Annotated in this window: 21 protein-coding genes; 10 read left to right on the top strand and 11 right to left on the bottom strand. The window is 45.4% G+C overall.

Features of this window, described 5'->3' with window-relative positions; genetic code table 11:
- Positions 1–33 precede the first annotated feature (33 nt).
- Complete coding sequence (locus tag ACSQ8P_RS08805; RefSeq protein ID WP_436234832.1) at positions 34–810, bottom strand: SDR family NAD(P)-dependent oxidoreductase; 777 nt, start codon at positions 808–810, stop codon at positions 34–36.
- Positions 811–884: 74 nt separating this feature from the next.
- Positions 885–1,343, bottom strand: a complete 459-nt coding sequence (locus ACSQ8P_RS08800) for a chemotaxis protein CheX (protein ID WP_436234831.1) — start codon at positions 1,341–1,343, stop codon at positions 885–887.
- 281 nt (positions 1,344–1,624) lie between these two features.
- On the opposite strand from ACSQ8P_RS08800, the gene ACSQ8P_RS08795 reads away from it, so the two are divergent.
- Positions 1,625–3,304: a PAS domain-containing sensor histidine kinase gene (locus ACSQ8P_RS08795; protein ID WP_436234830.1), complete on the top strand. Its 1,680-nt coding sequence runs from the start codon at positions 1,625–1,627 to the stop codon at positions 3,302–3,304.
- Positions 3,301–4,095 (top strand): TIGR01457 family HAD-type hydrolase, encoded by a 795-nt coding sequence (locus tag ACSQ8P_RS08790; RefSeq protein ID WP_436234829.1) that lies wholly within the window; start codon positions 3,301–3,303, stop codon positions 4,093–4,095. The genes ACSQ8P_RS08795 and ACSQ8P_RS08790 overlap by 4 nt, the downstream gene beginning before the upstream one ends.
- A 99-nt stretch (positions 4,096–4,194) precedes the next feature.
- Here the strand turns inward: ACSQ8P_RS08790 and ACSQ8P_RS08785 are convergent, their stop codons facing one another.
- Positions 4,195–4,773 carry a PadR family transcriptional regulator gene (locus ACSQ8P_RS08785; RefSeq protein ID WP_436234828.1) on the bottom strand — a complete coding sequence of 193 codons (579 nt, stop codon included), beginning with the start codon at positions 4,771–4,773 and terminating at the stop codon, positions 4,195–4,197.
- A gap of 13 nt (positions 4,774–4,786) precedes the next feature.
- Positions 4,787–6,313, bottom strand: coding sequence for an MDR family MFS transporter (locus tag ACSQ8P_RS08780; RefSeq protein ID WP_436234827.1), 1,527 nt, complete (start codon positions 6,311–6,313; stop codon positions 4,787–4,789).
- 262 nt (positions 6,314–6,575) lie between these two features.
- On the opposite strand from ACSQ8P_RS08780, the gene ACSQ8P_RS08775 reads away from it, so the two are divergent.
- Together ACSQ8P_RS08775 and ACSQ8P_RS08770 are read left to right on the top strand one after the other, a co-directional pair.
- Positions 6,576–7,478 (top strand): LysR family transcriptional regulator, encoded by a 903-nt coding sequence (locus tag ACSQ8P_RS08775; protein WP_056613689.1) that lies wholly within the window; start codon positions 6,576–6,578, stop codon positions 7,476–7,478.
- Positions 7,479–7,489: 11 nt separating this feature from the next.
- Positions 7,490–8,296, top strand: a complete 807-nt coding sequence (locus ACSQ8P_RS08770; RefSeq protein ID WP_436234826.1) for a histidinol-phosphatase — start codon at positions 7,490–7,492, stop codon at positions 8,294–8,296.
- 66 nt (positions 8,297–8,362) lie between these two features.
- Here ACSQ8P_RS08770 and ACSQ8P_RS08765 read toward each other — a convergent pair whose 3' ends face one another.
- Positions 8,363–10,678 (bottom strand): bifunctional diguanylate cyclase/phosphodiesterase, encoded by a 2,316-nt coding sequence (locus ACSQ8P_RS08765; RefSeq protein ID WP_436234825.1) that lies wholly within the window; start codon positions 10,676–10,678, stop codon positions 8,363–8,365.
- Between the two features lie 226 nt (positions 10,679–10,904).
- On the opposite strand from ACSQ8P_RS08765, the gene ACSQ8P_RS08760 reads away from it, so the two are divergent.
- From ACSQ8P_RS08760 to ACSQ8P_RS08740, 5 genes are all read left to right on the top strand, one after another.
- Positions 10,905–11,984: a ParB/RepB/Spo0J family partition protein gene (locus tag ACSQ8P_RS08760; protein WP_436234824.1), complete on the top strand. Its 1,080-nt coding sequence runs from the start codon at positions 10,905–10,907 to the stop codon at positions 11,982–11,984.
- Between the two features lie 201 nt (positions 11,985–12,185).
- Positions 12,186–12,863: a GntR family transcriptional regulator gene (locus ACSQ8P_RS08755; RefSeq protein ID WP_436234823.1), complete on the top strand. Its 678-nt coding sequence runs from the start codon at positions 12,186–12,188 to the stop codon at positions 12,861–12,863.
- 30 nt (positions 12,864–12,893) lie between these two features.
- Positions 12,894–14,000, top strand: a complete 1,107-nt coding sequence (gene uxuA / locus ACSQ8P_RS08750; protein ID WP_436234822.1) for a mannonate dehydratase — start codon at positions 12,894–12,896, stop codon at positions 13,998–14,000.
- Complete coding sequence (locus ACSQ8P_RS08745; protein WP_436234821.1) at positions 13,984–14,838, top strand: SDR family oxidoreductase; 855 nt, start codon at positions 13,984–13,986, stop codon at positions 14,836–14,838. Before uxuA ends, ACSQ8P_RS08745 begins: the two co-directional genes overlap by 17 nt.
- Positions 14,839–14,997: 159 nt before the next feature.
- A complete protein-coding gene (locus ACSQ8P_RS08740; protein ID WP_436234820.1) occupies positions 14,998–15,654 on the top strand; it encodes a transcriptional regulator in 657 nt (218 codons plus the stop codon).
- 669 nt (positions 15,655–16,323) lie between these two features.
- Here the strand turns inward: ACSQ8P_RS08740 and ACSQ8P_RS08735 are convergent.
- The 5 genes from ACSQ8P_RS08735 to ACSQ8P_RS08715 all read right to left on the bottom strand — a co-directional run bounded on the left by ACSQ8P_RS08735 (position 16,324) and on the right by ACSQ8P_RS08715 (position 21,823).
- Positions 16,324–19,599, bottom strand: coding sequence for a response regulator (locus ACSQ8P_RS08735; protein ID WP_436234819.1), 3,276 nt, complete (start codon positions 19,597–19,599; stop codon positions 16,324–16,326).
- A gap of 279 nt (positions 19,600–19,878) precedes the next feature.
- Positions 19,879–20,253: an HAD-IA family hydrolase gene (locus ACSQ8P_RS08730; RefSeq protein WP_436234818.1), complete on the bottom strand. Its 375-nt coding sequence runs from the start codon at positions 20,251–20,253 to the stop codon at positions 19,879–19,881.
- Positions 20,254–20,472 (bottom strand): hypothetical protein, encoded by a 219-nt coding sequence (locus ACSQ8P_RS08725; protein ID WP_436234817.1) that lies wholly within the window; start codon positions 20,470–20,472, stop codon positions 20,254–20,256.
- A 28-nt stretch (positions 20,473–20,500) separates the two neighbouring features.
- A complete protein-coding gene (locus ACSQ8P_RS08720) occupies positions 20,501–20,992 on the bottom strand; it encodes a CYTH domain-containing protein (RefSeq protein ID WP_436234816.1) in 492 nt (163 codons plus the stop codon).
- 18 nt (positions 20,993–21,010) lie between these two features.
- Entirely contained in the window at positions 21,011–21,823 is an 813-nt protein-coding gene (locus tag ACSQ8P_RS08715; RefSeq protein WP_436234815.1) for an AraC family transcriptional regulator, read from the bottom strand.
- A 119-nt stretch (positions 21,824–21,942) separates the two neighbouring features.
- On the opposite strand from ACSQ8P_RS08715, the gene ACSQ8P_RS08710 reads away from it, so the two are divergent.
- Positions 21,943–23,649, top strand: a complete 1,707-nt coding sequence (locus ACSQ8P_RS08710) for a glycoside hydrolase family 2 protein (protein WP_436234814.1) — start codon at positions 21,943–21,945, stop codon at positions 23,647–23,649.
- A 184-nt stretch (positions 23,650–23,833) separates the two neighbouring features.
- On the opposite strand, the gene ACSQ8P_RS08705 is transcribed toward ACSQ8P_RS08710, so the two are convergent.
- On the bottom strand, positions 23,834–24,199 hold the full coding sequence (locus tag ACSQ8P_RS08705) for a group I truncated hemoglobin (RefSeq protein ID WP_436234813.1): 366 nt from the start codon (positions 24,197–24,199) through the stop codon (positions 23,834–23,836).
- Positions 24,200–24,307: the final 108 nt, after the last annotated feature.

Genomic DNA, 24,307 nt, shown 5'->3' with positions numbered 1-24,307 from the left:
AAAAAAGCGACCCCAATGTGACTGGGAGCCGCTTTATTTTTTATTCATGATACCTGACGCCAGCTTGTCAAATAGGCGAGGAAACAAATGAAATAATTTAATCCCCACTCCCGCTACAAAAGGCAGGTTCTTCTCCGGAATGTTTTTCTCGATGGCATGAATGAGTTCTTTGACTACTTTTTCTGGTTTTAACATAAACCATGCGATGTTCTTCACATAATTACCGCTCGGATCCGCCTTGTCGAAAAATGGTGTCGCAATCGGACCTGGATTAATCGCTGTCACCGATACGCCCGTTCTGGCTAGTTCCATCCGCAAACTATTCGTAAATCCCAGCACCGCATGCTTGGTTGCCGAATAGGCTGTTGATTTGGCAGAGCCAATTTTACCTGCCATTGAGGCAATATTGACAATATGGCCATTACCTGCCGTCAACATATGCGGGAGCACAGCCTGCGTGCATCGTACGAGCCCCAGATAATTCACATCCATCATCTCTTCAAAATGAGCAAGAGGTGCCTCCGTAAATGCCTCAAATATGCCATATCCAGCATTATTAATCAGTATATCAATACGCCCAAATTCGGCGATAATGCGACTCACAACTTCATTTACCTCATCTGTCTTCGTAACATCCATGGCGTAGACAGCATGTTGCCCTGGCAAGCTTGAAGCGAGTTGTTTCAGCATATCCGTACGTCGTGCCGTCAATACAGGAATCGCACCCTTAGCTGCAAATTGCTGCGCCATCAAAGCTCCAATTCCACTTGAAGCGCCTGTTATCAAGACAACCTTGTTCTTGATTTCCAACCTCTTCCACTCCCTTCTACGCACAAAAAAAATGGAGTTACCATAATGCTGGTACTCCAACGTTCTTACTTATATTACGTAATTAGTACTTGAATGTCTAGTTCACCAATACCATCCATAATTAAAGGAATGGTCAACGCTTTCTTCGGCACAAAACCTGCTGCCGTTGCAGATTGGACTAACTTCGGTGGCGTAATGTCTACCCGAACGCCTTGATTAAAGAGCATCGTACTCGCATTACCACTAATCATATTACCCAGTTCAGAAATGGCACTCTTTCCCATTTCATCCATCTCAGTGATAACGAATCCACCCATCATGGCAGACACCATTTTCAAAGCAACATCTTCAGCCAAGCCGAAGACGACGTCGCCTTCCATTTGTCCAGTCATACCAATTTGGATCCAGATATACTTTTCCACAAATTTGACGTCTTTAATGCCGAGCTGCCCTGTCGTTGGGCGAATGTTAGCAACTTGCTCGATGACGATTCTAGCCGACTCCAAAAAGGGATTAATGTACTCAGCCTTCATAGCTCCGCTCCGATCTCATTTGTGAATAAGTTCCACAGAAAAACGACCTTTTTCAACATTATACATAATATTTTAGGACAAGTATACTGTCAATTTCACAAAAATAGTTCTATCTACTCAGATACACGCCCCAATTCTACCTTCATACTTAAATTGTCGAAACTTAGCATTAAAACGACTCCAAATAAAATAAAATACAAAAACAATGGTAAATTATACAAAATAATATCAATTCCTGTTAAACTATGAAAGAGAATCTCAAAAAGGAGAGATGAGAGTCAATGACGATGAACCCCCCTCCTGTAAGTATGCGAAAATTCACGATCTACCTAATAGGTGGCATAACGATCTTCGGTATTAATTTTTTTGGTTTGCACCATCTATCATTTTTTCAACATAACCGCATGGCAAGTATCGTACTTGATTGTAGTATGTTCGTCGTATTTATGATACTCGCCTTATTCGTAATAAGATTACTCAAGCGACGTGAAATCAGGATTTCAGAAACTGCGGAGCGATATAAATCACTATTTGATAACCATCCTGATTCCATCATTTCCTTTAGTTTGGATGGTGAGATCCTTTCTTCGAATCACGGACTTGAGAGCTTGCTAGGGTTGGGTGAGGAATCGTCCAAATCTGCTTCATTTCTTCCAATGATCCATCCTCCGGATCTACTCAAAACGCTGCACCATTTCCAAGTAGCTTCAGAAGGAATGCCCCAAAATTTCGATGCTTCATTTTTACATCAAAATGGTATCCCTATTCCCTCTAATGTAACTTTTGTTCCTACCAAGGTGGGCAACCTAATCGTTGGAGTTTATGCTATTCTTAAAGATTTGACCGAGATCAGGGAACAGAAGAAAGAAATTGATAAGCTCTATAAACAAAATCAACTTATTCTCAATTCGGTTTCTGAAGGCATATATGGATTTGATACGAATGGACGCACCATTTTCTGGAACAAAGCAGCGGAAGCCATCACCGGTTGGAAAGTGGACGAAATGCTAGGTAGACGTATACATAACCTTATTCGACCTCTTCATGAGGATGGAACTTTGGTGATTCGTGAGGAAAACACGACAGTAAATACGATGCTTCAGCGTGAAGGCGCGATAATGAATGAAGATCTGTTCTGGAAAAAGGATGGAACCAGCTTTCCAGTTGAGTACATGTCCAGCCCTATGCTTGATGGAGGTGGCCAGCTGCTAGGTACCGTCATTACATTCAGTGATATTACGGAATTGAAGAAAACGCAGGAATTGTTAATAAAATCAGATAAGCTATCTGCCGTTGGACAGTTGGCTGCTGGTGTTGCACATGAGATCCGCAATCCGCTGACCGCGTTAAAAGGATTCCTCAAGCTGCTCAAAACAAGCTCTGCCAAGGAACAATATTACATCGAAATTATGCAAAAAGAACTGCAGCGTATAGAATTCATTGTGAATGAGTTTTTGTTTGTATCCAAACCACAGGCTACCCATTTCGTTACTAGTACGTTGTATACGATCATCATGAGCACCGTAGAGTTACTTCAGCCTCAAGCACTCCTCTCAAATATCGAAATTGAAGCAGAGGTCGACTCTGGGCTTCCGCCTGTTACGTGTGATGAGAATCAAATTAAGCAGGTCTTTATTAATATTATGAAAAATGCCATAGAGTCGATGTCGCAAGGTGGGAATCTGCAGATTCATGCAGAGCTGAAAGGCTCGGGCAATCAAATTCTTGTTCGTTTCGTGGATCAGGGTTGTGGCATTGCGCCTGAACGTCTCCCCAAACTTGGGGAACCCTTCTACAGCACAAAGGAAAAGGGAACAGGACTAGGCCTGATGGTTTGCTATCGGATCATTGAAGCGCACGGTGGGTTCATGAAAATTAGCAGTAAACTTACGGAGGGTACGATCGTCGAGATCACGCTGCCAACAACAACTTACCTATCTAAAGGAGAAGCAACAAGATGAACGGATTTCTAATCGATCTAGATGGCACACTTTATAGAGGGCATGAGCCTATCCCTGGCGCCGCAGCTTTCCTGCAATGGCTGCAGCAGGAACAATTGCCCTACCTCTTGGTGACGAACAATTCGTCTCGCACCCCCGAACAGGTTGCCGAGCATCTGCAAGCGCTCGGCATGGAGGTACCCGCGGCAGCCGTCTATACGTCTTCGCAGGCGGCTGCGCAGTACTTGACCGAGCAGCGCGCTGGCCAGCGCGTGCATATGATCGGCGAAGACGGCCTGCGGATTGCTCTAGACGCAGCCGGCTTCGCTTTGAATGAGACGACGCCGGATTACGTCGTCCAGGGCATTGATCGCAGCTTCACCTATGGGAAGCTGACGGAAGCGGTCCGCCATCTGAAGCATGGCGCGACCTATGTCTTAACCAATCCCGACCGGATGCTTCCGTCGGATGGAGGGCTTATGCCAGGGGCGGGCTCCCTGGCCGCTTCGATCACCGCCGCCTCCGGCGTGGAGCCGGTGGTGATCGGTAAACCTTCGCCGATCATCATGGCGTATGCCATTGAGCGGCTCGGTCTGCCTGCCGCCGATGTCTGGGTCATCGGCGATAACGTGCACACCGACATCCGCGGAGGCGCGATGGCGGGGTGCCGGACGGCCCTTGTGCTGACAGGCGTCGCCAGGCCAGACAATGTGGACGAGCAGCTGGCGTCGGCTGGCTTGACGCCGGACTTGGTCTGCACGGATTTGCCACATTTCATTGCGCAGCTAAATGCGTTAGCATTATCGAACTAGTGAGGGATGGCGGATGATGCGTGACATAAGCCCTCTCCGAGATCAATAGCAAAAAACGCACTACCTTGTTGACCAAGGTAGTGCGTTTTTCAATTTGTCTCACTCGATCCGATCCCAATCCACATCGAGCTCCGTATTTCTTTCCTGCAGCCTGCCATCTCGGGCATCCTGCTGAAGCGCTTCTAGCCATTTTAACTCGGTGAAAGCTCGCTTATAGCTGCCTACCATCATATGCAAGACGACGCGTGGAACAATGTTCAAATGCTCATTGTAAAGACTTTTCATCAAATTCATAATCATTTTCTGTTCCAAAATTTTATGCTCAAGAATCCCCGCAATCTTAGCTTGATCACCATGAACGGTAAATGGCAGTGCAACATAAAGCGGATGATAATGTTTGATCTCTTCGTGCAGTTGATGAGACAACAGTTCTTGAAATTTTTGCTTACCTGCTTCGGTGATTTGATAAATGGTTTTCTCGGGCCGATTCGTATCCCGCACAACTTCTAGCGCTTCGACATGACCATCCTTATGCAGTTGATCCATAGCATAATAGAGCGAGCCGTCCTGCAGCTTCATATAATTCGTCATGCCGCGTTCTTTCATCGTTTGACGAATCTCATAGGTATGCCGATTGGCTTCCATTAATAGACCGAGTATGACCAGCTTCATCGACATTTGCGTTAACCCCCTAGTGTCCTACTGGTACATCTCCTTTAACAGGCGCTTTACCAACTTCTAGTTTAGCATTTCCCATCAATAAAATGAACGCAAGACCTAGTATGGCTAAGACGATTGTTGTTTGAAAAACGACGGCAATCGAATCCGCCAACGCGGTAAGCAGTTTATGCAGTACCTCAGTTGGAATATTCGCTCTCACCTCTGGTTGAAGAAGCATCCGCGCGTCCTGGAACTTCTCTGCCATGGCTTGGTCATTCAACGATTTCGTGATGTTGTCTTTCAATGCATTTACTTGAATGCTTCCGAAAATTGCAACCCCGATCGCAGAACCAACTGAACGGAAGAAAGCAACCAAGGATGTTACCGTACCCCGGCGACGGAAATCGACTTTATGGAGTGCAGACATCGACGTGATGGGGAAGCAAGCGCCAATACCTAGTCCGAGTATAATCATGTAGGTTGTAATCACCCATCTCTCAGAATCAATAGAAATGCCGCCAAGTAGCGATGTTGCCAACAGAAGAAGAGCGACTGATACAAGAAGCACATTCCGATAAGAAAATTTACCGATGAAGCGACCACCTAATGCACTACTTACGACGACACCTAGCATCATTGGAGTTAATGTCGAGCCAGCCGATGTCGCTGAGCCTTCGAATACGCCTTGGATAAACAATGGAATATACGTCCCCGCTGATATGAGAACCGCCCCATAAGCAAAGCTAACTCCCATGCTGGATGTAAATAACCGATTTTTGAACAAATCTAACGGTACAATTGGCTCTGCAGCGTTTTTCTCAATAAGAATAAAACCTGCTAACAGCACAACGAATCCTGCAAATAAACCAATAATCTGCATCGAACCCCAAGCATACTCTTTGCCGCCAAACTCCAATGCGAACATAAGTGAAACGATAGCTGCCGTTAATACAACCGTACCGCCCCAATCAATCTTAGCCTTACTATGTTCAACGGACTCATGATAAGAGAAAATAATCATAATCAAAGATATAATGCCTAGAGGTAAATTGATAAAGAAAATCCATTCCCAAGTGACATGATCGGTAAAGTAAGCCCCAATTATAGGCCCAAGCACACTGGATAATCCGAAAACTGCGCCGAATAAGCCCTGCATTTTACCCCTTTTCTCTGGAGGAAAAATGTCAAAAATAATAGCAAACGTAATCGGCATCAACGCACCGCCACCAATACCTTGTATCGCACGGTAGATGATTAACTGTGTCATCGAAGATGCTGTTCCACATAACGCGGATCCAATCATAAAGACAATGATTCCGATAATGAAAAACAATTTACGGCCGTACATATCAGATAGTTTACCGAAGATGGGCATTGCCGCCACATTGGCAATCAGATAGGCCGAGAATACCCAAACAAATTGGCTAAAGCCGCCAAGCTTAGATACAATCGTTGGCATCGCGGTCGATACGATTGTTTGATCCAGAGAAGCCAGCAAGAGCCCAAGCATCAAGGCTACAACCGTCCATGTCGGATTTGATTTACGTGTTAAAGACATAATTAGAGTCTCCTTACTCATTATGTTTTAAATTACATAAATTATTATATTCAAATTTGAGTAATTTGCAAAGATATTTTCAGTTATCTTCTTCCTTACATCGGTAGCTTGTGCGCAGTGACCGGCAATTATCCTGTCATGTTGCCTAGTTAGTACTTCCTATCATATAATAAAGTCAGAAAAGGTTTTTATGCCCTTTACAATTTCGATAAATTTTATTTGTACCTTTGATCTTTACATCTAACTTGCAGGAGGTAATCTCATGAATATGAACCAGTTAGAAACCCTGCTCACGATTTCCAAGACGATGAGCTTTCGTAAAGCTGGTGAAATTCTAAACTTGACCCAACCTGCCGTTTCCGCGCAAATAAAAAGTCTTGAGGATGAATTCGGTACGATTCTCATAGATCGTAATCAGCCCGTTACTTTAACGGATAGTGGGAAGCTTTTCTTGGAGCATGCGGAAAAAATATTGCGGATCACCAGTGACCTGAAACAGCGTCTTTCCGATCTGAGTCAAACCCCTCAAGGTCATATCCATATTGGCACAACGACTTCCATTGCCATGCAGATCTTGCCGAGGGTCCTTTCCTATTTCCAAGATCAATTCCCGCTGATTAAAACGACCATTCATTCCATGACCTCTTCTCAGATCATGACATCCGTGGAAAACGGTCATATCGATATTGGGATTACGTATTTGTTTGAGAAGAACCCAGCTTTGGAGACGTCCGTGCTTTACTATGATAATTTCGAACTCATCGTCTCCACACATCATCCACTTAGTCGTTTCACACATTTATCTATTGAGAAGCTTAGAAACATTCCGTTTATCATGCTCTCCCCAGAAACTGCGGGTCGGCGTTTCGTCGATCAAATCTTCAAATCCTATGATGTCTCGCCTCATATTGTCATGGAGTTGTCTAGCAGTGAGGAAGTGAAGCGCATGGTGGAGTTAAATCTAGGTGTTGCGATCATTTCCAAAATGTCTGTTGCTGATGAACTAAGACATGGCTCATTGAAAATGGTAAAAGTGAACGAACTGGATATTACGCATCCTGTAGGCGTAGTATATAAGTCAGGAAGATACTTGAATTCTGCCATGCAACAATTTCTTCGCGATCTCAAAGGAATGCCGGAAACGCAATTTATTGGTTCAGAATAGGAGGATTTGCTGTGAAATTCGACTTACATACGCATCATGAGCGGTGCGGACATGCGCAAGATACCATACGTGACTATATTGAGGCAGCCATTGCAGCTGGCCTTCAAGTAATTGGCATCTCAGATCACTCCCCCTACTTTGGAAGCTCCGAAGATCGTGCCCAACCTGCCATCGCCATGGCAAAAAGCGAATTTCCTCGCTATATTGAGGAAGTACTTCATCTCAAACAAGCGTATGCAGGCAAAATAAATGTACTCTTAGGTGTGGAGTCTGATTATTTCCCAGAGCACGTGGAGATTTATAAGCAAGAATACGCAAAGTATCCGTTCGATTACATCATAGGCTCTGTCCATCTCTCTGGTGGGGTGAGTATCTTCAATCGCAACAGATGGAAGAAGTTGAACGCAGCTGAGCACGTTGAGCACAAGGAAGAGTATTATCGTCTGATTGCTGAATCCGCTCGTTCAGGTATGTTCCAGATTCTTGGGCATATCGATGCAATGAAAGGCTTCTACCCTGCATTTTCCGATATTGCGACACCTAAGGTTGATGAGACACTGAAAATCATCGGAGAATCCGGCGTTGCCATCGAGATTAATACATCAGGGAAAACGAAAGATGTTGGCGGCTGGTATCCCTCACACGCAATTCTAGAACGTGCGCTGCACTTCGGGGTTGAGGTTACTTTCGGTTCTGACGCTCATGTCCCTAGCCGCGTTGCTGACGATTGGGAAGAAGTTCAGAAAACCTTGAAGGAAATTGGCTTCCAGCACTGGGTCTATTTCGAAAATAAGCAGAAGCAAATTGTCGCGCTATAGTGGACTTTTTCTTTTCCCACATACCAAAGAGGTGCCCCCGTAAAGGGGCACCTCTTTGGTATGTACTCATATATGATAGTTATGAATGGACTGTGCTCCTAAGAAAGCCAGTTTTCCATGCAGCTCTTCTTTTAAAATAGCCTGGAACTGTTCGGGTTTCATCGGTTTATAAAAATAATAGCCCTGGATGTGATGGCATCCATTCGCAACCAAGAAGTCCGCCTGTTCCTCAGTCTCGACTCCCTCCGCAATCATTTGCAGCTGAAAAGCATTCGCCACAGAAATGATAGCTTTAATCATGGCTCGATCCTTGCCATCGGTTTGAACACCGCGAACAAATGACTGATCTAGTTTTATCTTCGTAACTGGGAACCTTTTCAAATAACTTAAGGATGAATAATGCGTACCGAAATCATCCACGGAAATGGAGATTCCTAGTTGGCGAAGTCTATTCAGAACGCCCATCTGTTTGTCTTGCATCGCTACATTCTCCGTGATTTCCATCTCTAAGTATCGCGCTTCCAGCTCGGTCTCCTCCAGAATTGCAATAACCTTATCCACAAAACGTTCATCATGCAACTGTTTGACAGAAAGATTAACGGAGATCATCAGCGGTTCATCTGTTTGACGATGCCAAGCTTTCATCTGACTGCACGCGCCGCGGAGCACCCATTCACCAATCACATCAATAAGGCCTAGTTCCTCTGCGACTGGAATAAAATCGGATGGCGAAATGTAGCCTTTCGTCGTATGATTCCAACGCAAAAGTGCTTCAACACCCGTAATTGCCCCCTTCATGCAATCAACCTGTGGTTGATATACAATTTCAAGCTCATTTCGATCCAGCGACTGACGGAGATGATTCTCCATCTCCAGTTTTGATATCGATAGCATCTCCATTTGTTGATTGAAAAAGCTAAAGGAACTGCCACTTACTTTCTTAGCCATATACATGGCGATGTCGGCATTTTTCAACAGTGCATCCCACGTCTCACCGCCATACGGATACTGCACAATGCCTATGCTCGCATTAATAAAGAAAGCACGATTCGCCAATATACAAGGCGGTTTCAAGACAGCAATGAGTTGACCACAGAAGGCTTGAATTTCCTGTTCGCTTGCGCAATTCTCTAACAAAATCGCAAATTCATCTCCACCAAATCTAGCAAAGGTATGGAAAGCCAAATTGGATTGCTGAATGCGAAGAACAACCTCTTGCAGCATATAGTCCCCCATATGATGCCCATGTGAATCATTAACCATTTTAAAGTTATCCAGATCAAAGAAAAGGACGACAAGAGAGTTACCCTTCATCTGATTATAAGTAATTTGTTCTTTCAAAATCATTTGAAAATGTGTGCGATTATGTATCCCTGTCAGTACATCATGGTAGGCCATATAGGACAACATTTGTTCAGATTCCTGCATCCGCTCCGTAGACTGCTGAAGCTCCTGCTGACCTGCAATCAGCTCTTCATTGGCTGCTGTCAAATCTTCATTCGCGTTCTGTAACTCTTGTGTTCGCTCATCCACTGCTTGACTGAGCCGATCACGTTGTCGAATGATATAGAAAATGAAAAATAAGCCTAGAAATAAAACGAGGAGTATGGCACATCGAATGATGAGCAATTGATTATTGATCGTTTTTACCGCATTCGCGGGAGGGTTCGCTGCAAGTTCCCATTTCGAATCCTGAAGATCGATCACCGTAATCAAAGGCGATTGATTGAACGTTGCGTTTTCCCCATAGAACGCTGGCATACCTGGAATACGAATGGCCATTCTCTGCCCTTCAGAAGCACCGTCTCTGATCCCTGCTTCAATTAGTAATTCGTCCACATTAACGGCAACTGAGACGAAGCCCCAGAAAACACCGTCTTGAAAAAGTGCTTTACGAGCTACCAAACCTTGCACACCTTGAAGCAGTGTAAAAGGGCCTTCTGTCGTCATTTTTTTCGTTTGCAAGGCTAGAAGAACTTGTCTCTGGACATTCTCACGAGGATCCTTCAGAAGATCCCAATTAATAATATTCTCATTCCCTTTCGAGGGATAGACGAACTTCATGACCCCATGTGGTGCTATGACAACATTAAAGGCAGACGCTCGTGAACCCGCATACAACGCTTCAATATAAGATTGCACCTCTTGATCACTTTTGTCTTTCAAGTAGCTTGTGCTAACGTACGCTTCAAGACTTACCATTACATTGAAATTACGATTAATGACGGACTGTAAGGCAACGGCTTTGGCAGACAATTGAGCAGCCTCCGTGCTTTGCAGTTCATTCAGCAGCGATGTTTTGTAGGTAGTGAGAACCGGATCGGATGCAGTAAACAGAAGAACAAAGATGAGGGATAAGAATAAATACTGCATTTTGTTCATAGGTCTCTCCTCCCAAATTTGACTTGAAGCAATGTCATTATTCGACATCTTTCTCTATTATTTCATCTCCTCTCCCTTACTGGCAATACATTTATTTGCCCCCAAGCTTGTCCAGAACACCCCCTACCAATCCCTTCCAAATCCTTTCTATCGAATTGGCGTTCCCACACTCTCATCCTTGATATATAATTAGACTAGATGACCCTGAACGAATGGAGATATGAAGATGGACATACATACTATTTCTATGCATCTCATTGACGAGGACACGGATCAACCCCGCTACCAATTCGATGAAGAGGCACTTCAAGAATTAATGAAAAGCATTGGGGAAATTGGCTTACTCTCTCCGATCAAAGTACGCACAACCGCCAACAACCGATATAAGATCATTTATGGCAATCGCAGATATAAGGCTAGCAAAATGCTCGGGCTTCCAACCATATCCTGCATCGTATCCACGGTTACGGATGAGATGGAAATCTATCTGGAGCAGATTGCTGAAAATCTAACACGAGAAGGCTTCTCTCCCATTGAGGAAGCAGAAGCCTTTCATAAGCTTATGCATGATGCGAAATTTAGCTCATCTATTAAATATCTCTCTGGTAAGCTTGGCAAACCTGAAAGCTATATCAAAAATAAGTGTGAGCTGCTTAAGTTCGGGAACTCCGTAAAGAAACTTATCGTGGGCGGCACAGAAATTCGCAAAGATAAGCTTACGGAGGATCAATTGCTGCCGCTGAAGGATCTCCCCATGGAGCATCGTGATCCATTAGCCCTAATCATGGCACGGGATGAAATGCCTGTCAGCGATGTAAAGAAAATAGCGAAGATGTTTAAGGATAAAGACATCTCTGATAGAATCAAGGGTCAACTGCTTTATAAATCAGGGCCTGAATTAATTGAAACCTGGTCTACCTTCCAGAACAATCGAGCTGAACGAGCGAAGCCGATCGCAGCTAAGGCACCTGCAAAAGCTGAGAAGACGAAAGTTGAGGTTCAAGAAGTCGAAGTGCCAGCGCAGGTTAAAGAGGTAACTAACGTGGGGATACCAGCTGAAGCTCAGCTTGCTGTACCACAAGTTGATGTAACTGTTACTGCTGGATCGCTGTTACAGGCTAGGCTTCATCAGTTGCTTCAAACGATTCCCGCTCCACCTACTTCTAGCGAGCTAAAGCTGGAGCAGGATGGGATGAATGAGCAACAAAGAGAGCAGTTCTCCCAAGACGTCTCGACGTTAGTGGAACAGTTGGAGAAGCAATTGGAAGCTTGGAGAACCGTTCAAAGCTTAGCTGTCTCTCGTTAAAATTGTTAAAATTAACCTACACCGCATGTGATTCGTACTATTCCTAGTGAGGAAAACACGAATCACATGCGGTGTTTTATTGCTTGTTCAGATCGGTATGCGATCCAAATCAACGAAGGTGCGCTGCTCATTTTTCACTTCCATACTACCATACAAGTATGGTAGTATGGGTTTAGGCTTCATTTTGCAAAGGAGATCCACATGGATTTATTCAAAAAACCTCTGATTAGTTCGACCCGAGATGCCGTTTACCACACGCTAAAGGCTCAAATTCTGAGTCTAACCCTGCTTCCAGGTGCCACCATTTCGGAGAAAGAAATGTCGGTAAGCTTCAATGTGAGTCGGACACCTGTTCGGGAAAGTTTCGTGCAATTAGCACAGGAAGGCTTGCTGGATATATATCCGCAACGCGGCACGGTTGTGTCTCGCATTGATCTGGAGCTTGTGGATGAAGCACGCTTCATTCGCGAACATCTGGAAAGCGCCGTTATTCGCTTGGCCTGTATCTCTTTTCCTGAAGAGTCCCTGCGCTTGCTCCAAATGAATTTAGCCTTGCAGAAAGTGTGTATGGATGAACGAGACTTCAAGAAAATGTTTGAGCTTGATGAGGAGTTTCATCGGACGATTTTCGAAGGCTGCAAGAAAATGAACACCTGGGCGGTCATTGGGCAAATTAATGTGCATTTGAACCGCACCCGAATGCTTCGACTTGCGACTGATCATCATTGGGATGAGCTCTATGCGCAGCATGGGCAGATTGTGGAAGCCATCAAAGAGCAGCAGCCTGATACAGCAGAGCAATTAATACGCGCCCATCTTCAAGTTGGCATTGCTGATCAAGCATTATTAAAAGAGAAGTTCCCTACGTATTTCAAATAGGTTGACTATATTGGAGGCGATTGTGCATCTATGAAAATGGTATTCCGCTGGTTTGGAGAGGGCAACGATACGGTCACGCTTAAGCAAATTAAACAAATTCCCGGTGTTGAAGGTATCGTCTGGGCGCTACATGATGTTCCTGCTGGTGAAGAGTGGCCGATGGATAAGATTCAGAAGATCAAAGCCGAGGCTGATCGTGCGGGGCTGCATATGCAGGTCGTTGAGAGCGTCAACATTCATGAGGATATTAAATTAGGATTGCCCAGTCGCGATACGTACATCGCTAATTATAAGAAGACGATCGCCACGTTAGCACAGGTTGGGGTCAAAGTCATTTGCTACAATTTCATGCCTGTATTCGATTGGGTACGGACGGATTTACATAAGGAGCTGGAAGACGGCTCTACTGCTTTATTTTATGAAAAAAGTAAAATAGCCAATCTCGACCTTGCTGAGCATGTTGGGCGGATTAATGCCAACCCTGATTTCAGCATGCCAGGCTGGGAGCCTGAGCGACTTGCTCATTTGACGGAGCTATTTGACGCCTATAAGGATGTCACCGAAGAGCAGCTCTGGGCAAACCTCAAGTATTTCTTGGATGAGATTATCCCCGTGGCCGCTGAGCACGGTATTCGAATGGCGATTCACCCGGACGATCCGCCATGGTCTGTCTTTGGATTGCCTAGATTAATGACGAGCCAAGCGAATATTCGCCGCTTTTTAGCCTTGCATAACAGCCCGTTTAACGGGCTTACGATGTGCAGTGGCTCGCTCGGTGCGAACCCGAGCAATGATATTGTCTCGATCGTGCAAGAATTCGCGGATCGGATTCCTTTTGCCCATCTTAGAAATGTTCGCGTGTTTGAAAATGGTGATTTCATCGAAACCTCTCATCGTACGAAGGATGGCACGGTTGATATGTCAGGCATTGTGCAGGCGCTTCATGCGAACAATTACGAAGGCTTTTGCCGTCCAGATCATGGCCGACATATTTGGGATGAGCGTTGCAGACCTGGATATGGGTTGTACGATCGTGCATTAGGTATCATGTATTTATGGGGACTTTGGGACATGCTGTGTCGCCAAGGCGCTACTTTACAAGAAGGAGCTGTTACTGCATATGAGCGGATTAACTAATTTCCCATCCTTACAAGGGAAGGTCGTTGTGATTACTGGGGGCGCTGGCGTATTATGCCGAGTAATGGCTGTGGAACTAGCTAGACAAGGCGCGCGTATTGCTATTCTGAATCGTACGCATGAGAAAGGGTTGGCCGTGGTTCGTGAAATTGAAGCCGCTGGTGGCGAAGCGATTGCCGTTGCCTGCGATGTCACTGTAGCTGAAAGTGTGGAGCAAGCTGCAGCTTCCGTGATTGAATTGCTGGGTACCTGTGATATTCTAATTAATGGCGCAGGTGGCAACCATGCCAGCGCGAATACGACGAATGAGATTTTCAAAATGGAAGATGTGTCGAATCCAGATGTGCAATCCTTTTATGATCTAAGTATCGCTGGATTCCGCAACGTGCTTGATCTTAATTTCGTGGGCACATTAATTCCTACGCAAGTGTTCACTAAGCATATGCATGGCAAAACGGGTGCAACCGTGATCAATATCTCATCCATGAGCGCACCTTCGCCAATGACGAAAGTTCCTGCCTACAGCGCAGCCAAAGCGGCTATCGATAACTTTACGAAATGGTTAGCTGTTCATTTGGCAGAAAGCGGCATTCGTGTTAATGCCATTGCACCTGGTTTCTTTTTGACGGAGCAGAATGCCAAATTGTTAATGAAAGAGGATGGCAGTCTGACGGACCGCTCTCATAAAATCATTGCCCACACACCGATGCGTCGATTCGGTAAGCCGGAGGATTTACTAGGCACGTTGCTGTGGTTGGCTGATTCCGATATGTCCCGCTTCGTTACTGGTACGACGATCCCTGTAGATGGCGGTTTTATGGCTTATTCGGGCGTTTAGATTAAGTTATTCTAGTAATCCGGGTCCTTTTCTTCTATACTATGTTTAATAATGTTGGACGGAGTGAAGCACACGCCGTTTCATTGCATAAGCTCAATGTGAGCTATGTAGTGGAACGGTTTTTGTTGGTTTCTGACAATTTACAGGAGGCTGAGATGAATGTCATTTGAGCATAAATATGACGAATGGATGCAGGAGATGATCGTGCATGCTGGGACTGGGACCGTAAATCAGCGAAGGCGCGAATTGTTAGAGAAAGGGTTGGGCCACGGAACAATTGAGTTTTTACGTTGCATCTGGTTTCCTGCCATCGGCAATTTCAATTACTTGTATCCCGAGTGGGAGGTACGCGATTTCAATAATGGCTACCGCTATCTGGATCTGGCCTATATGCCTGGAGGCGTAAAAGGTGGGATCGAAATACAGGGATTTGGATCGCATGCAAGAGATCTTGATGTTAGAAGATTTAAGGATTTATGCATGCGGCATAGCTTGCTAACCCTAGATGGGTGGACTTTTATGCCTATTGCTTATTTGTCCATCAAAGAAGATCCGAAGCAGTGCCAACAGCTTATCCTGTCATTCGTCGGGAAATTTCTTTCAGCCGATGCATCAACTGGTTTGGATTGGGCAGAGGCAGAAGCATTGCGTTTTGCTCGTCGTTTGCTGCGGCCAATTACACCAATAGAAATTGCTGAACACCTTCGTCTCTCAGATCGCCATGCAAGGCGGATTTTGCATCAACTCGTTGAGAAACAAATCTTAACTGTCGTAGGCGGACGTCAACGATACCGCACATTTCAGTTAAGGTTGTGATAGTGTGTGGGGGGTGGTGTGAGTTAACGGACACATGCGACGCTATTTGCTAGAATTCGATGCTCCTGATTCGCTAACGGACACAGCGTACGCTATGGAGAGGAAATCGGGCTAGAATCAGGGGATTGGGCGAATTAGCGGCCGTAGGGTCCGTTAGCATAGGTGTGGGGCTAAATTGGGCTTAATAAAGACCATGGTGGCCGTTAGCGTGTTGGGCTGGCTCCTCACTGGCTCCTCATGCGCGCTCGCTGATCATATGTGCTCGCCCCCCCCCCTGTTCAGTTGAGACTATGATTGTTGGGAGGGGCGCGGCTAACGGACACATTCGACGCTATTTGCTAGAATTCGATGCTCCTGATTCACTAACGGACACAGCGTATGCTATGGAGAGGAAATCGGGCTAGAATCAGGGGGTTTGGGCGAAATAGCGGCCGTAGGGTCCGTTAGCATAGGTGTGGGGCTATGTTGAGCTTAATAACGGCCATCGTGGCCGTTAGCGTGATGTATGTGCTCGCTACTCCCTAGAGTAGCCTGCTCAGCCTGTTCCTCTGAAACATCAGTCTCCCAATGTTGTCCTATACAATAAAAACCTTGAGTATCTCCTCATCCTTCCCCCCTTGTAAACAAGAGGATCATGATGAGTGTGTACTTAAGGTGCTATAGACGTGCTTACGCTTCGTCCGGAATACAAACGATAATGCGCTCAATTTCCACTGCGATCTTGGCAATCTGGTCCTCATAATTCTCATCAAGGAGAATTGTTGATTGGAGTTTCACAGCTCCCGCATGCAGTGCTTCTGCCGATAAACTGCCTGCTACACCGATTAGCGTATGCGCAGCTCTTTTGGCAGCGACCCAATCTCCCTCACGGTGATGGACCCACAGCTGATCTGCGAAGTCACTGTAATTTTTCTTGAACAGCTGCAGCATAACGAGAAGAATACTCTCTTTCCCCTCCACTCGGGCCAAAACTCCCTCCCAGTCTATCGCGGAGATAGCTTGGTAATAAGGGGTTTCTTCTCCGTCAACCAGTTGAGGTTCCTTGAAGCTTCGCTCCTGCTCCCTCCTCTTCTCTGGCTCCATCCATTTGTGAATGATTCGAAACAGCAACTTCACATCCAGCGGTTTGCTTATCACATCGTTCATGCCCATTCGGATGTACGCTTCTTGGTCTTGTTTAACCACATTAGCCGTAAGCCCGATGACCGGCAATTCACGAAATTTTGGGTTCAGACGTAGAAGCCTTGTTGCCTCGACGCCATCCATAACTGGCATATGGATATCCATTAGGACCAACGCAAATTCGCCTTTTTCCAGTGTATCTAGCGCTTCTTGACCATTTGTCGCTAACGTGACCCTATAGCCCTGTTCCTCAAGCAGCTCCATGGCCACTTGTTGATTAATTTCATTGTCCTCTACCAGTAGAATGTGTCCCCATTCCTCCTCTGTAACAGAAGGATTGGGCATCTTCCCATGCTCAGCCACCCGTGACTCATGCTTAGGATGGAATAAATATTCCAACGTCTGATACAGCTCTAGTCGACTAATCGGTTTAACAAGCACCGCATCAGGCCTTATCTCCTCAGGGAGTGTAAGCAGCTCTTCCTTCCCCATAGAGGATGTCAGACAAATTAAGCGCGTTCGAACTCTGCGAATCGAAGCGAGGAGAGATTGCCATGTCTCAAGGCCATACATATCATCGCTTTCCATATCCAGGATGAGACAATGATAGTCATCTTCCCCGGCTTCTTTCCCGCCTAGCCATTTAAACAACGAACCCCAAGAAGGAACCGTCGTTACGATGAGGGCAAAGGATTCTAAGGTATCCTGCAAGCTGTTTCGCATAAGGGGATGATCCTCGACAACCATCACGCGATAAGGCTCATTCCCCTCCCCAATATCCCACTCATCAGGATCGTCTTGCTCAATGATTTGAAAAGGTAAGGCAAATGTGAAACGGCTCCCGCTTCCCATTGTACTTTCTGCTTGGAGCACGCCGCCCATTAGCGTAATCAAATGTTGGCTGATAGGCAGTCCCAAACCAGTTCCTCCATACTCCCGGCTCGTTGAACCATCTGCCTGAGAAAAAGGTTCAAAAATGTAGGAAAGCCGATCTGCCGAAATACCAATCCCCGAGTCTTCAACGCTAAATCGCAGCATCATTTCCTCACTGGATGTCTGCGGACCGAACTCAATGTGCAGCATCACATAACCTGCACTCGTAAATTTAATGGCATTGCTGCAGAGATTAAGTAAAACTTGCTTCAACCGAAGCGGATCTCCGAGAAGTCGTCTGGGCAGCTCCGCAGGCGTGCTGAAAATAAGCTCTATGGGTTGGCTTTTCGATAGTACACTGCAAATACTGGAAAGCTCCTTCAGCAGCTCGTCCAGATTAAAGCTCGTTCGTTCCACCTCTAATTTGCCTGCTTCTACTTTGGAAAAATCCAATACATCATTAATAATACCTAACAACGTGTGCGAAGAAGATGTAATATTGGTTAAGTAATCCTTCTGGTGCTCGGAGAGCGGCGTTTTCCCTAACAGTTGAGATAGCCCGATAATTCCATTCAAAGGCGTTCGAATTTCATGACTCATTTTGGCAATAAAATGACTCTTAGCTTGATTCGCATGATCGGCTGCATGGCGCATGGAGGCTTCGGTAAAATCGTGAATGGTCCCCACAATCCCTTTCACTTCCCCAGAGGCATGATGATAAGCTGAAAGTGTAACACGATAGTCTCTTCTGGTACCTTCCGAAGAAGGAATCGAGATTTCGAACCTTACATTATCTCCACTAGTTAGCACTTCTTGAAAGTGCTGCTCCCAAAGTTCCTGCTCGGATAGGGGTAAAAAAACAGTCATTGTAAGACCCAGCATATCCTCAGCTGTGGTTTGTGAAAGATGACATGCCGCTTGATTCACAGATGTAATCTCACCTTCGGTTGTAAAACCAAGAATGCCCTCCTGCGAGTTCTCGACGAGAATCCGATTTCGCTCTTCACTCTCTTGAATACGACGTTCTGCCAAACTCCTCTCGGTAACATCCGTCGCCGATCCTATGACTTCAACGACCTGTTCGCCATCGAAAACGGGCTGTAACGTTGTGAAAATAACCTTTCCAAATACATCCATCTCATAGGCTACTTGATTTCCTTCGTAAGCTTCTTCAAATTTGGATTGCAAGAATTGCGCAACTTCCTTAGAAGAATACGGAACCGTCTGAACACTCCTATTGATATAGTCATCTGGCTTAAGCCCAAGCTGATGCAATAATTGACCCTCAATGATTGTGTAAACCAATGTATTCTGTATTTTTTTGAGCTTAAAAGTAAGACCAGGTTGAAAACGAAGAATATCAGAAAGCTCCTGCTGCATATGCCGTACTTGCCCTTTAAGTTCTTCGGAGCGTAAAAAATAGCGGAAAAGTCCCGCAACGAACATGCCCGCCCCTAAATGCAAAAGTAAATTCGGAATAACAAGCTCCGTAGCAGGAAGCTTATAAATAATGACCATATCAACGAATAACACGCTGACTGGACATAAGACGAGCAGCATCCATTTCTTCCAATAGTCTCGGATGTAATAATGAATAAGCACACAACCCACATAAATAATGAAACCTAATAGCGATACGCGAAACAAAACCGCAGGATCTATCATCGTCCGGCCAATAATGATGACAACCGTCGTAACAATACCAGATACACCCCCACCAATGAAGGTAGCCATCAGGATTGCAATCGCTTTCAAATCTAGAATATGCCGTTCACTCACATGGACCCCAGTATAAGCAAGCATAACCCCGAAAAGTCCGTGCGTTACGCCTGCTCCTATCTGAAATTTCCATCTTGCTGCCTTTTGTAATTTAGGGGAGTAAAAAATTTGAATAGATATAAATACAAATACAGCTACAAGCGAGAAATTGTTTAGCAGGTCTTTCAACATCGTACTCACCCCATCGGATTGCGATCTCGTCCATCTACATTTATTATAGATGTCGAATTATGTAAGGTCTATACGGTTTCATAATCTACTGGGCTGTTAACTCAACAAACTGTTGACGATAATAGTGGACTAAATTCATGAATGGCCCCTCGCAATTCCTTTAGAAGTTCATACAATACTTAGATAATACCTAGTAATTGTTGTAAAACTTCTGTCTAGAATTTTAGCTAAGCATTTTTTTTACTCATACTTCGCTAATGAATCCGAGAGGGGGACATGTTAATCGTGCTTATTTAAAAATGCCGTAACCTGCGCAATCCAAGCCTCTTCGGCATCGGCCAGCAACGTGTGCCAACCCATCGCTCTGGCTGGCACTAGGTTTTTCTCTTGATCATCTACAAACAAGACCACCGCTTGCTCTTTCGGAAAATGCGTTTGAACCAGCTCGTATACCTCACGATTCGGTTTACAGTAGCCAACCTCACTGGAGATGGTTGTGTTTTTCAAAAAAGGAAGAATAGGTTCTAGGAGAAGGGCCAGCCATTCAATCCGATGATTACTTAGCAAGTGAATATCTGCGTGCTGACCCCAAGCCTCCAAATGCTTCATCGCCGCTAACGGCTTTAATTGCTGGAGTATCCAAGAACGATCCACCTAGCTAGCCAACGCTGGGAACAATTCGTTCAACCAAATCCAAAAGCCCTCTTCTGTCATTTTACCAATCCACAAATCATTCTTAATTTCCTTAAAACGATGAGGTAAGTTGACCTGTGACTCGTCATCACTGCTACTTGGAAAACCAGCCCATGCTTGCGGTGAAAAATTCGTCACAAGTACACCTGCAACATCAAGTACCAATTGCGGCCTAGGCATCGTTTTCTACCACCTTTCCCCAATGTAATTAGCGCTTCTGTAAAGCTACCCACATCGACTTATTACGGAACTCTTCTTCCGAACCCAGCTCTCTGCCGAACCAGGTAGGCGGTACAAACTGCTGCGCAGCTTGCAAATCAGAGAATTCGACTTCAACGACAAGCAGGTCAATTTGTTTATACTCATCGATTTCATACGTAAGCCCATCCGCTTCGAGGGTCGTTCGAATCTTCTCTAATGGAATTAAACCTGTGCGCTCCAGCAATTGTTTGTAGATAGGCTCAGTAATGCTGTATTCTACTTCTTCTCGAACCATCCCATGTCCCGACTTGAACGTATGTGTATAATGTGATTCTCCTGAGCTGTCTACCAGCTGACGCACGCGAATTTCTTGATCGTCAGAGAAAGCCAAATACGTTTGGTAAATGTATTGTTTGGATACTTGAATCAGCTCGTTATTCGCTAGTTCTGCCGCAGGAAATGCGGGCAATAAATACTTTCTTTCTATTTCGGCACCCATAATTCGGTTAGCCCCTCTCTATTTGTTCATTGTTCGAAAACGAACGGGTGAAATCTCGTTCCATACTCGAAACATTTTACCAAAATGAAACTCATCTGCAAATCCACAAGCATCCGCGATCGCCTTCATAGGTTCATCCGTCAGTAAGAGCATCGTCTTCGCCTGCTCATTCCGAATCTGATTTAGATACGCCTTGGGAGAAATGCCGACGTGCTTCATAAACATTTTGCGTAATTGCGACACGGAGATATGGTAGGTTTTCGCCAGCTCTTCCAACCGAATAGATTGATGATAGCAGGTTTCCAGCCACAGCTTCGCTTGCTGAAAAGCTTTCATGTAGGGATCGCTAGACGTATCCGTATCCTTCATAAATTGGATTAATCGTGATAAGACATACTGGAATTCCGCCTGTCGTTCATGCGGATCTGTTCCTCTCATTGACCATAAGCGAGTAAACTGTGCTTCAAGCCAATCTGATTGCTCTAACGTGTAATGTTTATAAAAGGGGATCCGCAGTTCCTCCACCGGAACCGGCTTCAGCCAATTAAGATGCTCATAAGGAATATCAAAAGCATCAAATAAGAGCATCCTAATGCATAACGGCTTGTCTGTTGAAGACGTCATGTTCAGTTTAAACCCGGGCTTCAAATAAAACAAACTCCCGGCCTGCACGTGCAGCGGCACTTCATTCATCTCATGGTGGAATTCCCCTTCGCCACTCCTAATCCAATACAGCGAGTGCACATCTGTTGTATTTCGAATATCTTTCCAACCAGGTTCGGGAGGCTTCTCATACGAAAGCCGATGATGATAAATACGGTGGTTATTCAATGAAATCGTTCACCAGCCTTGTAGCGATTTTGACAAATAGAGATGAGGTTTATCCATTCAAATTGACTCTTCTTCTATGATACGCTTTACGAAACATACATGAAAGGGGCTTAACAATTGTGATACGTACTTTTCAGCAGCATAACTTGCGACCTAGCCGAATTTTGGATGGATTATGGGATTTCATCACGGATCCTGATAATAAAGGGGTTTCTGAGGGCTGGGCCTCCGCCTTCCCTGCCGGATCAAAAAAGTCCGTTGTCCCTTCCTGTTGGAATAACGAATTAGGTACTTACGATTATATTGGCGCCGCCTGGTATCGTACGTATTTTGATACGCTGCAAGACGCGAATATTCGCTTCGTATTCGAAGGCATTCTTCACCATGCCGATGTGTACGTGGATGGCCAGCATATTGGCTACCATTTTGGCGGATTTACACAGTTCTCTATGATTCTCCCCCACCTAACAGCAGGTAAGCATGAACTCGTGATTCGTGTTGATAATACCGTTGATTGGCAGACTTTACCGACGGACATCGCAGATTGGCACTCCTACGGGGGCATCATTCGTTCTGTTGAGCTTCAGGAGCTGCCGGATGTCTACATTGATTCCATGAAAATCGATTATCAATTGAAGGACGATTCAGCTGATGTTCAGCTGCAAATTCAAGTCAGTTCGTTAAGTCAAGAAGACTGTCAGATTGAGGTAAGTGCTAGTACTGATGGACTTTCCCTCTCCGCTGGTCATATCGTGGTTGCTGCGGGTCAAACGACTAGCCTCTCGCTAAGAGGTAGCCTGGCGAATATTAAACGTTGGGATGTCGGCCAACCTGCACTCTATACCTTTACTGTCAAAGCTGGTGAAGATGATCTTATCGATCGGACAGGCTTCCGTACGGTTGAGGTTCAGGGCAGCGATATTCTGTTAAATGGCAAAAAGCTTTATCTACAAGGCGTGAATCGTCATGAGGAGCATCCCGAATGGGGATTTGCTTTCCCGCCGAAGCTGATGCTGAAAGATCTGGACATTTTGACCGACATGGGCTGTAATATCGTTCGTGGGTCACACTATCCGCAAAGCCAGTTCTGGATCGATCTACTCGATGAGCACGGGATGCTGCTGTGGAGTGAGATTCCCATGTGGGGCTGTTTCATGAGTGTGGAAACACTGGCAAGCCCGATCTTCAGAGAGCGCGGCGTTAACATGCTGGGCGAAATGATCAGCCGCGATTACCATCATCCTTCTATCATTTTCTGGGGAGCGCATAACGAAATCGATACACGTACCCAGGAAGCGCTCGAGCTTACGAAAGCTTTCGTGAGCAAAATCCGCAGCATGGACGCCAGCAGACTCGTCACTTATGCAACAATGCAACCGGAGGAAGATATCGTATTATCCTACTTCGATGTCATCGGGATTAACAAATATTACGGCTGGTATGAAGGCAGCGTTGACGGATTTAGTACTATGCTGCAGAACTACTTCATGAATGCGGAGAAACAAGGCGCTGCTGGCAAGCCTGTCATCATGAGCGAGTTCGGCGCGGCGGGTATTTTTGGCGATGCGGGCTGGGAGCCACGCCTGTTCAGTGAAGACTACCAAGCTGATGTCGTCACGCGTGCTTTGAAAATCTTCCGCGACGACCCTCGCATCGTCGGAACGCTCATTTGGCATTTCGCCGATATTCGCGTCGATGTGCGGAGTGACCGACCTTACTTCCGCGATCGCGCGCGGAGCTTCAATAATAAAGGATTGCTGAGCGAGTATCGCAAGCCGAAATTGGCCTATCGCTTAGTAAAGGAGATTTATCGCTCGGAACGGTAAAGGAAAAAGGGACTCAGCCTATGTGGCTGGGTCCCTTTTTTTGCAAATATCTTTAGAGTAAATAACCCCGTGCATGCGATCACGGTCAAAGTTGCTAAAGATCACTTATTTTCGAGGAAAATAGCTCAACAGCAAGGAATACCCACATAAATGGCCTTTGGGAATCCTCTTTTTTAACGAACACTCATTTATGTAAAATATCGTCCTTCAACGTCGACACCTTCGCCAACACTTGATTGATCTCGTCTTCCCCCACCCCAAAATGAGCAAGCGCATCATGAAGATGAGTCGCAATCGCTGTAAAATGCTCTTCCTGCAAATTCATTCCTGCATGCGCCTTCGCCATAGACGCCCCGGTATACTGATTCGGCCCCCCTAACGCAAAACTAAAAAATTTCGCCTGATGCTTACGCTGCTTCTCCATATCCGTGTTGTTAAAAAAGTGATTGACCGTCTCATCCGCCAAAACCAGCTCATAAAAGTAGTCCACCACTGCCGTGATCGCTTCTTCTCCGCCAAGCTTATCGTATAACGTTGTTTCACTCACCATGTTTCCTCCTTCAGGACTATGCCTAGTTATCTAGTTAGTTAGATTATCCAAGATACGGGAAAATTATTGCTTGCTGTTTGGCGCCTTCGACTTAGGGTCAAGGTATTT

Source organism: Paenibacillus sp. LjRoot153 (assembly GCF_964253085.1).
In the GTDB taxonomy this organism is placed as follows: Bacteria; Bacillota; Bacilli; order Paenibacillales; family NBRC-103111; genus Paenibacillus_E.
Note: the sequence above shows the minus strand (reverse complement) of the source record. Positions and strands in the feature narration are given on the sequence as shown.